A 13364-nucleotide genomic window follows, 5' to 3' on the forward strand; every position below is an offset into this window, starting at 1 on the left:
ATAGCCTTGAGCTAACCGCATAAAATGCAAATAGAGCAGTCCTTCGTGTTCGCACGAAGGACTGTTTTCTATGTGAGGCTTAACAGCAAGCAAAACAAAGAAACGATAGATGAGATTCAGGATGCTGCAAAAAAGCAGCAGGAAGATGCAGAAACAATCAAAAAAATCGGAGAACAGATAGCCGACAAACTTGTAGATGCAAACGAATCTATGGAAGCGCTTTCTGAGAAGGTAATATCTACTGCTGAATCCTCAGAGCAGATTTCACAATCTGTCACTTTAACAGCGGAAGCGATACAGACTCAGACGGAGATGAACTCGAATATTACCGCGGCGCTTGAAAATATTGCGCACCAGTCCAGACAAATGCGCAATAATTCAGATGATGTTTCAGAGAATGTCAGTGATGGTAACAGACTTGTAAAACAGCTTCGTGCAAAGTCCGATGAATCCTCGACAATAAATGCAGAAACAGCGGAAATGACATCAAACCTTCAGCAGTCAGCAGGAACGGTTAAGGATATAGTAGATACCATTCTTAGCATTTCAGGACAGACCAATCTACTGGCACTCAATGCTTCCATAGAAGCGGCCAGGGCAGGAGCGGCAGGAAAAGGATATGGAGACCACTAAAGATATCCTTCATGAGATTTTGAAAATCAGCAAATCGGGAAAATAGATAGCCGGAGGGAGTGATAGATATAACCTCAAAATGGGCGTAATAAGTGTCTTGACAATCGCTCTAAACAGTTGTAAATTAAATCGGTAAAGGCAAAGGCGTCTTGGAAGTGTGTTCCGAGACGCCTTTTTTCTGTTTAATGAAAAGAAGAGCAGTCAGCACTTCATTATTATTGTAGAAAGGTTTATCATGGCGAGCATAAATAATAATTATCTTAAGCTTCCCGGAAGCTATCTGTTTTCAACAATCGGAAAAAAGGTAAAGGAGTATTCGGAGAATAATCCGGATGCTGAGATTATAAGACTTGGAATAGGCGATGTTACACAGCCTCTTGCACCTGCAATTATTTCAGCACTTCACAGTGCAGTTGATGAAATGGGAAATGCAGACACTTTCAGAGGTTATGCTCCGGATCTGGGATATGATTTCCTGCGAAATGCGATATCTGAGAAGGATTATAAGGCTCGTGGATGTAACATAGAGCCGGATGAGATTTTTGTATCAGACGGTGCTAAGAGCGATTGCGGAAATATTCAGGAGATTTTCAACACAGATAATAAGATAGCTGTATGTGATCCGGTTTATCCTGTCTATGTTGATTCCAATGTTATGGCTGGAAGGACAGGGGAGTATGATCCTCAGGCAGAGCGTTTTAAAGATGTTATTTATATGAAGTGCACCAAAGAAAATGGCTTTGTGCCGGAACTTCCTGAGGAGGTGCCAGATCTCATTTATTTGTGTTTCCCCAATAATCCTACGGGTATGGTGATGAATAAAACTCAGCTGCAGGAATGGGTTGATTATGCACGTAAAAATGATTCAATTATCCTATACGATTCTGCATATGAGGCGTATATATCGGAGGACGATGTTCCGCACAGTATTTATGAGTGTGATGGGGCAAAAGAGTGTGCGATCGAGTTCAGGTCATTTTCCAAGACAGCAGGCTTTACAGGCTTAAGACTTGGCTATACAGTTGTTCCGAAGGAACTGACTGCAGGCGGTGAAAAGCTATGGCCGCTCTGGGCAAGGAGACATGGGACAAAGTTTAACGGAGCTCCTTATATTGTTCAGAGGGCCGGCGAAGCAGTATATTCAGCTGAAGGAAGAAGTCAGGTAAATGAGCAGATAGCTTATTATATGGAAAATGCGAGAATAATAAAGGATGGACTGGTGGAAGCCGGATACGAAGTTTACGGAGGAATAAATGCTCCTTACATCTGGCTTAGGACACCTGATGAAATGACAAGCTGGGAATTCTTCGACTACCTCCTTGAAAAGGCAAATGTTGTAGGGACACCCGGATCGGGATTTGGTCCTTCCGGAGAGCATTATTTCAGACTGACAGCATTTGGTAGCAGAGAAAATACAATAAGAGCGATAGAGCGTTTTAAGAAGCTTTGATTATTTGAATAATATTGACCATACACCGAGGATACAGCCTAAACTGATACTTCGGTGTAATGTTTTTTATGATAGAAGGGAGAGGATATGGCTAAGTACATTTTTGTAACAGGGGGAGTTGTTTCAGGACTTGGAAAGGGAATTACTGCGGCATCGCTGGGAAGACTATTGAAAGCAAGAGGCCTTAAGGTGGCAGCACAGAAGCTAGATCCATATATTAATGTGGATCCGGGAACCATGAGCCCTTATCAGCACGGTGAGGTTTATGTCACGGAAGACGGTGCCGAGACAGACCTTGATCTTGGACATTATGAGAGATTTATCGATGAGGATTTAAATAAATATTCCAACCTTACTTCGGGAAAAGTTTACTGGAATGTGCTTAATAAAGAGAGACGTGGTGAATACCTTGGATCTACAGTTCAGGTTATTCCTCACATCACAAATGAAATCAAGAATTTTGTGTACCGCGTAGGCAGAGAGACTGATGCGGATATAGTAATCACCGAGATTGGTGGTACAATTGGTGACATTGAGTCACAGCCTTTCCTGGAAGCTGTAAGACAAATATCTTTGGAAGTAGGAAGAGAGAACAGTCTCTTCATACATGTTACGCTTGTTCCTTATCTTCACGGCTCTGATGAGCACAAATCAAAGCCCACCCAGCACTCTGTTAAGGAACTGCAGGGAATGGGCATAAATCCTGACATTATTGTACTTAGATGCGATGAACCGCTTGAGGACAGCATTTTTCAGAAGATATCACTGTTCTGCAACGTCAAGGAGGACTGCGTAATTGAAAATCGTACCCTTGGCAGTCTGTATGAAGCGCCGCTCATGCTGGAACAATCGAAGTTCTCAGAGGTAGTTTGCAGAGAACTCGGACTTGATGTTCCCGAACCCGAACTTGATGAGTGGAAACAGATGGTCAGCATGATAAAAAACAGGAACAAGGAAGTAAACATAGGACTTGTAGGAAAATATGTAAAGCTTCACGACGCATATCTCTCCGTTGCCGAGGCTCTTACTCATGCGGGATTTGCATTTAATGCGCATATAAACATCGAGTGGATTGATTCGGAAGAGCTTGATGAGAATAACTATGAGGAAAGATTGAAAAATCTCCATGGAATCATTGTGCCGGGAGGCTTTGGAGACAGAGGCATAGGTGGAATGATACTTGCGGCAAAATATGCAAGAACTCACAATGTTCCTTACTTTGGAATATGCCTCGGAATGCAGATCGCCGTAATAGAATATGCCAGAAATGTTGCGGGTATTGAAGATGCGTGCTCGGGCGAGTTTTCACATGCATCGGAGCATAAAGTCATTGATTTCATGCCGGGGCAGTCAGATGAAGTAGATAAGGGCGGTACACTCAGACTTGGCAGCTATCCTTGCTGTATCGTAGAGGGTACTCTTATGGAAAGATGCTATAAAGAGAGCCTCATCAATGAGAGACATCGTCACAGATATGAGTTTAACAATGACTACAGAGAAGTGCTCTCGGGAGCCGGTCTTTGCCTGTCCGGATTTTCACCGGACGAAAAGCTTGTTGAGACTGTTGAGGTCAAGAATCATCCATTCTATATTGGAGTTCAGTATCATCCTGAGTTTAAGTCCAGACCCAACAGACCTCATCCGATCTTCAGAGAATTTATAAGAGCATCACTTGAGACAAAGTAAATCTCTTGAAAAAAGCTTATCACTTTAATATAATTATTTTGACTATTTATCGTGATTTGCTTTTTGGAGATGTATATGGAAGCTCATGCTAAACAAGTTGAACGTGAATCAGCGGAATCATATATTTTGCGTGCGGGCGTCTTCGAGCAGGAAGGCAGCAGCGTGGATGAGTATGCGGTTTTGATAGAAGGACTCAGGGCTCACTATGACAACTATGAGCTGTATTTTATGCTTGGTCTGTATTACAGGTATCGTAATGCAGATCAGGCATTTTTGTGTTTTGAGAACGCTATCAGATATTGCGATGAACCTGAGGATGAAAAAATAATCCGTGACGCTATTGAAGGAATAAAGGACAGGGCCAGGGTTCGTGGGACTTCGATAGTAATTGTATCCTATAATGATTTTGAACTTTGCAGGGAGTGCATAAGAGCCATTAGGAGATATTATCACAAGGATGATATAGAGATAGTTGTAGTGGATAATGCCTCGACAGATGAAGCTCTTCTTAGATATTTGCGGGAGCAGAAGGAAAAAAACAAGAAATTTATTTTGATCGAAAATGATAAAAATGAAGGTTTTCCTGCCGGGTGCAACAAGGGACTGGAAGCTGCTAATTCGGAAAATGATGTATTGTTCTTAAACAACGATGCAGTACTTATGCCCAATGCACTATTCTGGATGAAAATGGGACTCTATGCCGATAAGAGAAACGGAGCATCCGGGGCGGTTACAAACTGTGCGCCTTCTCAGGAAGTGTCAATGGAATCACTACAACCTTATCTGCAAAATGCTCCGATGGATGAGACAAGACCAATAACCAGTATATCTTCGGATGTCAAAGAACACCGATGGTGGCGTACAATAAGCCTGGATTCGGCTCTTGAAACCGCAAAAAGTTATGCGAAGGATCACAATGTTCCGATGTGGAATCCGTTTGAGGTAAGGTGCAGACTTACAGGATTTGCCGTGCTGCTTCGAAGAGAAGCTCTGAATAATGTGATGATGAAGGATTCAGAGGAAAGGAAATGGCTCTTTGATGAGCGCTTTTCTCCCGGGTACTTTGAAGATGATGATCTCGGGATACGTCTTTGCCTTGCGGGTTACAGACAGATTCTGTGTCATAACGCATTTATATATCATCATGGCGGAAGCGGTTTTGCCGATAAAACAGATGCGATGGAGGCTTCCAGGGAGAAGTTCAAGGAAAAGTGGGGCTTTGATATATGGAATTATACCCTCCTTGAGGAAGATAAGATGAATGCGCTTATGTCTGCGATTGCTGAGAGTGATAAAAGAGCTTCAATTGATGAAGATGCCGGTGCAAGCAGAAATCAGACGGACCTTAAGCTTTATAACCGTGTGCTTAGAATATTGGATATCAGTGCCGGGATGGGAACTACGTTGTCTGCGATAAAGTATCAGATGCCTGACAGCTTTACCGCCGGAATAACTAACGTAGATGTTTTTGCCGGACTCTCTAAATATATGGCTGATGACATGATTTCAGGAAACCCTGAACTGGTGACTTTCCCATGGCCTGAACACAGCTTTGATTTCATTATTCTGGGAGATATTCCGGCGTCTGCTTCTGATCCGGAGAAGCTTCTTAGGAAACTACATGTTTATCTAAAGGAAAATGGCCAGCTAATAAATGTTATTAGGGAAACTGATTGATTTTGGCGTTATTTTACACACGAAAAAACGAAATAATATTTCGAAATATTTTTGAAAATTTGTATGTAATTTCGTTAAATATTTTGAAAATTACAAATTTTTCTAAAAATATATTTCAAATATTGTCGGATGAGTGAAATCTCAAAGACGAAAAAATGTGCATGGGTTTTGAAATAGTTATAAAAAATTCAGAATCCATGCACTTTTTGGCAACATGACCAAAAAACGCAGATAAATTTATTGAATATTATCACAAAATTTAAGAAAAAAATAAGTGACGAAAAAACGTTCATACGTTATACTTGTAAATGCTACAGAAGTATCTGATTGCATTTTATTATTACTATTGTGGCCAGGTAAGGAGACCTGAAATAAATATTACGAATAGGAGGTATATGTAATGACAAAAGCTGAGATACTTAAGAGAGAAATTTTAGCACAGTATAAGAGTGTCAGACAATTCGCGATTGATATGTCGATTCCATATAGCACATTGGTAACAGCACTTGACAGAGGTATTGAGGGCATGGCCTATGGTACCGTTATTCGTATGTGCGACAAGCTCAACCTTAATCCTGTTGATTTCAGCACACTGGAGAAGGGAACAGATCTTGGAAACAAGATTGTAGAGAATCGTGTGATGCAGCAGTATGTTAAGCTCAACAAGGTTGGCCGCAAAAAGGTGCTTGATTATATGAGTGACATGACAGCCCTTGAGAAATACCAGGCATAAGATTTACCGTTTATATTATGAAGATTACCGGCCCGGAAGGAAATCCTTCCGGGTTTCTATTTGCCCTGAAATATGATACTATTTCAAGTGTCCTGTCATGATGGTGGGATTGTGCCGCATACTTAGTTATCTCCTGCGGTATTATGTACATGGTTTTGGAGGGAAAAATGAAATACGATTATTTGATAGTTGGAGCAGGACTTTTCGGCTGCGTTTTTGCACATGAGATGGCAAGAGAAGGCAAGAATGTTCTTGTAATAGATAAAAGAGACCATATCGGCGGCAATATTTATACTGAAAACAGAATGGGAATTAACGTCCATAAGTACGGAGCCCACATTTTTCATACATCCGACAAGAAGGTATGGGAATACATAAACCGCTTTGCTGAGTTTAACCAGTATATAAACTCACCTGTGGCGGTATATCACGATGAACTTTATAACCTTCCTTTTAACATGAATACTTTCAGCAAGCTCTGGGGAATCAGAACACCGGATGAAGCCCGTGCCATTATTGATGAGCAGGCAAAGAAGGAAGTGAAACGTATCTTGAAGGAACGCGCTGCAAATGGCGATGAGGCAGCAGCAGAACAGCTCGATGTGGCAGCGGCCAGTGGAGAGGATATTCGCGAAGGCTTTGAAGCAGCTAATCTAGAGGAGCAGGGACTTTCCCTTGCCGGCAGAGATGTATTTGAGAAGCTTGTTAAGGGCTATACAGAGAAACAGTGGGGTAAGGACTGCAAGGAACTTCCTGCATTTATTATAAGAAGACTTCCATTCAGATTTATCTATGATAACAACTATTTTAATGACAGATATCAGGGAATCCCAATGGGAGGCTATACCGGCGCTATTAAGAAGCTTCTTCTTTTGGAGCCTTCAGATGTTGCATCTGAAAATAACCTGACCGGAAGCATAACTGTAAAGACTGAAACTGAATTCAAGAATTTCGTGAAAATGGATGGAGATGTACCTGCAAAACCTTTCACATCGACTGATGGGGATACTTTTGACAGGATCCTATACACAGGTATGATAGATGAATTCTTTGGATATAAGCTGGGTAATCTCGAGTACAGATCTCTCAGATTTGAGACAAAGGATCTTCCCGATAATGATAACTATCAGGGAAATGCAGTTGTAAACTATACAGAGCGTGAAGTGCCCTATACCAGAATTATTGAGCACAAGCACTTTGAATTCGGTACCGGCAAAGGAACCATCATCACAAAAGAGTATCCTGCGGACTGGAAGCCCGGTGATGAGCCTTACTATCCGATGAACGACGAGAAAAACAACAAGCTTTTTGAAGATTATAAAAAGCTCGCTGATGATTTCGGTGACGTTCTCTTTGGAGGCCGCCTTGGTCAGTACAAATACTACAATATGGATCAGGTCATCGCCGCCGCATTGGAAATGGTAGAAGGAATGTGAAAATAAAAATAGGTGCACAATAAATCGATTATGCGTAAGCAACGAGATTTATTGTGCACCTATTTGTTATTTGAACGGACTGTTAGCAATAATTGTTAAACATCATACCACTGTATTCGCTTGTGATATATGGCGACGGTGTGTTGCTGCCGTGCGGATCCTTGTAATTGAATACGGGTCTCTCTACATACTTCATTGGATCTATAGATATTTCATCGGTCTTTTGGATAAGCGCTTTTGCAAAATCCATGAGTGGATGTAGGACTTCCTTGGGAGGACCTTTTGCGGATTTTTCTCTCAAAAGCCCTGAATCGTAATCGATTCGTCCGTTTTCATTTAGGGAAATACCATAATTATCCATCTTTGTCAGATGCTTTTCGGCAATTGCTATGGTTTCTCCGACCAGCTTGGTGCTCTTGAATCCGGCATCGTGAACATCACTGACACTGTCTATAAATCCGTTGTATCCGTTTATAAGGGAGCGGACATTTTCTACGAGAGCATCATTCTCATCCTCTATACTGATCGAGACGGGAGATGCGGGATCTGTTGCGCCTCTAAGAGTGATATCAAATTCATTTCCAACCGTAAATCTGTTGGAAGAGGAACTGTGCTCCGTACCATTCAGATAAAAATGTGCATTTGTAGGTTCCTGTGCTATCAGATTAAGTCCAAAATAGGATACACTATGCGGATTCTCTGAGATTTGGGATTCACTTACTTCGAAGCGATGAGTATGCCCGGGCTTAAGACCGGTATCGCTCGAACCGATAATCAATGTGGTTCTTCCTTGTGCATCCTCCTGCATTCCGGCAATAAGTCCGATGCCTGCTTTATTAATAAGACGGGACAGCTTAGCCTGAATATCATGATTGGTGTTACCATCCCGAATGCTATATTGGAATTCGTAGTCATGACCGTTTATGCTTACATTAAATGCGTAGCTTCCTTTGGGGAGAGCAACCTCTTCATCGGGTACTAGGAAATGACCGGCATTGATCTGATTCGTTGCGAGGTGATCAACACCGATTGTAAATTCGGATGTGTTTCCTTGGCCTTTTCCTACATATTCAACAGCTACCTTATCAGGATTTGATGAAATAGCTGATTTTTTGCTAAGAGCTGCATCTTCTTCGCCGCTGATTGCATCCAGCTGACTTCTAAGAGTCCGGGCATGCTCTTTAATGCCCACGGCCTCAGCCTGAGCATTATCATCCTGTTTTAAAACATGAAGAGGGGATTTTCTGTTGATCCGTGCGATGGATTTGTAGACACTCTGCAGTTCGCTTTTCTTATGCTTGTCTACATTCGCATTCTCTTTTGCGACGTATGTTGACGCGAAATGATTATAAGCTTCATTAACACTAATGCCTGCCATGCTGCCCCTCCTTTCTTCCTTGATGTCGTGCGAGTGCTTCTGCCATTCCTTTGGCAACCGACACGAGGGCATACAAAGACATGTTTTATTACCTTAACATTATCATCCCCTAGTCAATAGCGTCAATTAAATAAGTATAAACATATTCTTAAAATAGAAGAAAGTCGGTTAAGAATATTTACTAATTGACCGATTACGTTAACGGTTGTATTATAAGTAGGTGCATATAGCAGATAATTTATAAAAAGATGTTGACTCAGCAGGAGACCTATGCTATATTATACAAGCGACAGAAATTTAGGTCTTTTTTTTATGCCTTAAAATAGGCGGTAAACCTTTTAGAATAACGCACGGAGGAATGAACAATGCGTACAAGAATCACACTTGCTTGCACAGAGTGCAAAAACCGTAACTACGACACAACAAAGGATAAGAAGACACATCCTGACAGAATGGAGATCAAGAAGTACTGCCCTTTCTGCAAGAAGCACACACCGCACAAGGAGACAAAGTAATTCTACTATAATATAGGTAGAGGAAGTCCTTGAGTTGAAGGGAGTTTAGTTGATATGAGCGAAAATAATGCTGCAAAGAATGCACAGGAGAGTAAAGTATCTGCTTTTATTAGGGGTATTAAGGCTGAGTTCAATAAGATCAAGTGGCCTACAAGAGAGGATATTTACAAGCAGACAACGGCTGTAGTTATCATTTCTGTTATTATTGGTGCTCTTATAGCTGTGTTTGACTATGCTTTTGGTTATTTGATTAACTTCATCACCAAGATTGGATAAAGGAGTGTTATGGCAGAAGAGATGCAGAATGAAAATGAACTCGATCTGACTATGGGATCAGCAGAGGAGAGCACTAACGAGGCTGCTGAAGCTGTAAACGAGACTGCTGAAGGCAGTGAGGAATCCACAGAGGCTCCTGCTCATGAGAATGCCCATTGGTATGTTGTTCATACATATTCAGGCTATGAGATGAAGGTTAAGGCTAACCTTGAGAAGACTATTGAGAACCGTCATCTTGAGAATCAGATATTTGAGGTTCGTGTACCGCTTCAGGATGTTGTTGAGATGAAGAATGGCGCACGTAAGACAGTAAGCCGTAAGATGTTCCCCGGTTATGTTCTTGTAAACATGGACATGAATGACGAGACATGGTATGTGGTTCGTAATACCCGAGGTGTTACAGGCTTTGTAGGACCCGGAAGTAAGCCGGTGCCGCTGTCAGATGCAGAGATCAAGCCGCTTGGAATCAAGACAGAGAATATGACTGTCGATTTCGGCGTAGGCGACGAGATTGCTGTTGTTGCCGGCGTATGGAACGGTACAGTTGGTATCGTACAGCGTATGGACTTCGGTAAACAGAGTGCTACAATCAATGTTAATCTGTTTGGCAGAGAGACTCCTGTTGAGATTGGTTTCTCAGAAGTTCGTAAGGTGACAAGCTAATATATAATAATTTTGGTATATTGTAGAGCAATCTACTATATATAGATGAGTTGAAATTAAGATATTTCAATTCATGGGAACTGGAGTGGGAGCATTTGTGTATTGCTTTCATATGAGAGCGCGGAAATGCACATGGAATGCGCCTGACCACATTATTTCTAGGAGGTGCCATTATGGCAAAGAAAGTCGAAGGATACATTAAGTTACAGATCCAGGCTGGTAAAGCAACACCAGCACCCCCGGTTGGACCGGCACTTGGTCAGCATGGTGTAAACATCGTTGAGTTCACAAAGCAGTTCAACGCTAAGACAGCTGACAAGGGTGATGTCATCATTCCTGTTGTCATCACAGTTTATGCAGACAGAAGTTTCACATTCATCACAAAGACTCCGCCTGCAGCAGTTCTTATCAAGAAGGCATGCAACATCCAGAAGGCTTCTGGTGTTCCGAACAAGAACAAGGTTGCAACAATTTCTAAGGATAAGATCAGAGAAATTGCAGAGACAAAGATGCCTGACCTGAATGCAGTTGATATCGAAGGTGCTATGAGCATGATCGCTGGAACTGCACGCAGCATGGGTGTTGTAGTAGAAGACTGATGGAGGACTGAGAGATGAAACACGGAAAGAAGTATGTTGAAGCTGCTAAGCTCATCGACAGAGCACAGCAGTATGAAGCTGCAGAAGCAATCTCTTTAGTAAAGAAGTCTGCTACTGCAAAATTTGATGAGACTGTTGAAGTACACATTCGTACAAGCTGCGACGGTCGTCATGCGGATCAGCAGATCCGTGGTGCGGTTGTTCTTCCGCACGGAACAGGTAAAACTGTTAAGGTTCTTGTATTTGCTAAGGGAACAAAGCTTGACGAGGCACAGGCTGCCGGCGCTGACCATGTAGGTGGCGAGGAGCTTATTCCTAAGATTCAGAACGAAGGTTGGCTTGACTTTGACGTTGTAGTTGCTACACCTGATATGATGGGTGTTGTAGGACGTCTTGGTAAGGTTCTTGGACCTAAGGGTCTCATGCCTAACCCGAAGGCTGGTACAGTAACAATGGATGTTACAAAGGCTATCAACGATATCAAGGCTGGTAAGATTGAGTACCGTCTTGACAAGGCTAACATCATCCACTGCCCTATCGGAAAGGCATCTTTCACAGAAGAGCAGCTTGAGCAGAACTACACAGCTCTTATGGATGCTATTGTTAAGGCTAAGCCTTCAACAGTTAAGGGTCAGTACCTTAAGAGCATCTCACTTGCTACAACAATGGGCCCTGGTGTCAAGGTTGTATCAAACAAGTATTGATAAGTTATATACCAATATGATGTTATCAGAAAGCACAAAATCGCAAGATTTTGTGCTTTTTCTTTGCAAATATGCTATTCTAAAAGCGAGGAGACGAACAGGGAGTTATTCTCTGTGCTATAGGTATGAAAAAAGAACAATTAGACTATCAAAATGAGAAAACCGGATTTTTTGCAGGTGCAAACAAGGCTGTAATAGCTTTTGTATGCGCTTTTTTAGTTACTGTTTCAATTGGTGGAGTCGCACTTCTTAGCATGAAAGCAGGAAAGACTACAAAAACTGTAGAAGCGGATGTTTTTGAAGAGGAGACAGTAGCTTCAAGGCTTCCGTTTTCAGAGAAGCGCTCGGATGATATAGGTGGAACTGCTGATGTTAGTCTGCAGGGTGAGGCTACCGCAGCGGATAACGCTCTTGCTGATGATGAAAATGATACTGAGATTGTTGCGGGTGAAGAAACAGCGGAAGGTTCCGCAGAGAGTGGAGATGAATCCCAGAATGATGAGAGCAGCGAAGGAGCAGATGACGCTGGAGAGGCTGTGGAGAGTACAGGAGAAACTTATATTTCAGGAGCAAATTGGGAGTACAATATAACGCCGGCCAACTCGGATTATGTCTCCCTTGCTTTTGCAGGAGATATCCTCTTTGACCCGGGGTATGCAATTATGAACAAAATCCGCCAGAATGGAGGCGGAATAGAGGGTGTGATAGGTGGAAGCCTTCTTTCATATATGCGTGGTGCCGATATTATGGTAGTAAATAACGAGTTTCCATATTCCAACAGAGGAACTCCGATAGAAGGAAAGACCTTTACCTTTAGGGCTGATCCGTCATCGGCAGCGCTGCTTAACCAGATGGGAGTTGATGTAGCTACACTCGCAAACAACCACGCATATGACCATGGGGAGCAGGCGCTTTTTGATACACTTTCCACCTTAGATAGTGTCGGGGTTGCCAGAATAGGCGCAGGCGCCAATCTTGAGGAGGCTTCACATCCTGTTTACTACACGTCGAGTAATGGTATAAAAATAGCCATTATATCCGCTACAGAGATTGAAAGGATAGACAATCCTGACACAAGAGGTGCCACAGATACATCGCCCGGAGTTTTCAGATGTCTTGATATAACAAAGCTCCTTAGTCGAATTAAGGAGGCAAAGGCTGCCGGTGCATATACGATAGTATGTATCCACTGGGGAACTGAGAATGATGAAACTATTGACTGGTGGCAACAGAAACAGGGACCGGAGATTGTTGCAGCAGGGGCGGATCTGATAGTTGGAGCTCATCCGCATATATTACAGAAAATAGGATATATAGATGGCGTTCCGGTTATATATAGTCTTGGTAATTTTTTATTTAATTCCAAGGATCTTAATACAGGACTTCTACGCGTTAATATCTATACCGACGGACACACAGGTCTGCAATTCGTGCCCTGTGTTCAAAGCGGCTGTACAGTTAACGAAGCCACAGGCGAACGAAAAACCGCAATCCTAAATCACATGCGTGAAATGTCACCCGGTGTTGCCTTGGATGAAAACGGCTTTATTCAATAGACAGGTTTTGGATATATATTCCTAGGCAACCGTTATCATTGACATAAAATGGCTTTTT

The 13364-nt window shown here is 42.3% G+C and carries 13 protein-coding genes; 12 read left to right on the top strand and 1 reads right to left on the bottom strand.

What is annotated here, in order from left to right:
• The first annotated feature begins 24 nt into the window (after positions 1 to 24).
• The 6 genes from G630_RS22840 to G630_RS0118540 all read left to right on the top strand — a co-directional run bounded on the left by G630_RS22840 (position 25) and on the right by G630_RS0118540 (position 7615).
• On the top strand, positions 25 to 633 hold the full coding sequence (locus tag G630_RS22840; protein WP_049946303.1) for a methyl-accepting chemotaxis protein: 609 nt from the start codon (positions 25 to 27) through the stop codon (positions 631 to 633).
• A 235-nt stretch (positions 634 to 868) separates the two neighbouring features.
• Positions 869 to 2083, top strand: a complete 1215-nt coding sequence (locus G630_RS0118520; RefSeq protein WP_026499426.1) for an LL-diaminopimelate aminotransferase — start codon at positions 869 to 871, stop codon at positions 2081 to 2083.
• An 87-nt stretch (positions 2084 to 2170) separates the two neighbouring features.
• The gene (locus tag G630_RS0118525) at positions 2171 to 3769 is read left to right on the top strand and encodes a CTP synthase (protein WP_026499427.1); all 1599 of its coding nucleotides are present in this window, start codon (positions 2171 to 2173) and stop codon (positions 3767 to 3769) included.
• A 75-nt stretch (positions 3770 to 3844) separates the two neighbouring features.
• Positions 3845 to 5446, top strand: a complete 1602-nt coding sequence (locus tag G630_RS0118530; RefSeq protein WP_026499428.1) for a glycosyltransferase — start codon at positions 3845 to 3847, stop codon at positions 5444 to 5446.
• A gap of 400 nt (positions 5447 to 5846) precedes the next feature.
• Positions 5847 to 6179 (top strand): hypothetical protein, encoded by a 333-nt coding sequence (locus tag G630_RS0118535; protein WP_022760825.1) that lies wholly within the window; start codon positions 5847 to 5849, stop codon positions 6177 to 6179.
• A gap of 167 nt (positions 6180 to 6346) precedes the next feature.
• The gene (locus tag G630_RS0118540) at positions 6347 to 7615 is read left to right on the top strand and encodes a UDP-galactopyranose/dTDP-fucopyranose mutase family protein (protein ID WP_026499429.1); all 1269 of its coding nucleotides are present in this window, start codon (positions 6347 to 6349) and stop codon (positions 7613 to 7615) included.
• 82 nt (positions 7616 to 7697) lie between these two features.
• Here G630_RS0118540 and fliD read toward each other — a convergent pair whose 3' ends face one another.
• Positions 7698 to 8993: a flagellar filament capping protein FliD gene (gene fliD, locus G630_RS0118545; RefSeq protein WP_022760827.1), complete on the bottom strand. Its 1296-nt coding sequence runs from the start codon at positions 8991 to 8993 to the stop codon at positions 7698 to 7700.
• Between the two features lie 365 nt (positions 8994 to 9358).
• On the opposite strand from fliD, the gene rpmG reads away from it, so the two are divergent.
• The 6 genes from rpmG to G630_RS22850 all read left to right on the top strand — a co-directional run bounded on the left by rpmG (position 9359) and on the right by G630_RS22850 (position 13306).
• Positions 9359 to 9508: a 50S ribosomal protein L33 gene (gene rpmG / locus G630_RS0118550; protein ID WP_022760828.1), complete on the top strand. Its 150-nt coding sequence runs from the start codon at positions 9359 to 9361 to the stop codon at positions 9506 to 9508.
• A 54-nt stretch (positions 9509 to 9562) separates the two neighbouring features.
• On the top strand, positions 9563 to 9784 hold the full coding sequence (gene secE / locus G630_RS0118555; RefSeq protein WP_026499430.1) for a preprotein translocase subunit SecE: 222 nt from the start codon (positions 9563 to 9565) through the stop codon (positions 9782 to 9784).
• 9 nt (positions 9785 to 9793) lie between these two features.
• Positions 9794 to 10447, top strand: coding sequence for a transcription termination/antitermination protein NusG (gene nusG / locus G630_RS22845; RefSeq protein ID WP_026499431.1), 654 nt, complete (start codon positions 9794 to 9796; stop codon positions 10445 to 10447).
• A 173-nt stretch (positions 10448 to 10620) separates the two neighbouring features.
• The gene (gene rplK, locus G630_RS0118565) at positions 10621 to 11046 is read left to right on the top strand and encodes a 50S ribosomal protein L11 (RefSeq protein ID WP_022760831.1); all 426 of its coding nucleotides are present in this window, start codon (positions 10621 to 10623) and stop codon (positions 11044 to 11046) included.
• A gap of 14 nt (positions 11047 to 11060) precedes the next feature.
• Entirely contained in the window at positions 11061 to 11750 is a 690-nt protein-coding gene (gene rplA, locus G630_RS0118570) for a 50S ribosomal protein L1 (protein WP_022760832.1), read from the top strand.
• Positions 11751 to 11875: 125 nt separating this feature from the next.
• A complete protein-coding gene (locus G630_RS22850; RefSeq protein WP_049946304.1) occupies positions 11876 to 13306 on the top strand; it encodes a CapA family protein in 1431 nt (476 codons plus the stop codon).
• Positions 13307 to 13364 lie beyond the last annotated feature (58 nt).

Origin of the sequence: Butyrivibrio sp. WCD2001, assembly GCF_000424485.1 — a bacterium.
Classification (GTDB): Bacteria; Bacillota; Clostridia; order Lachnospirales; family Lachnospiraceae; genus Butyrivibrio.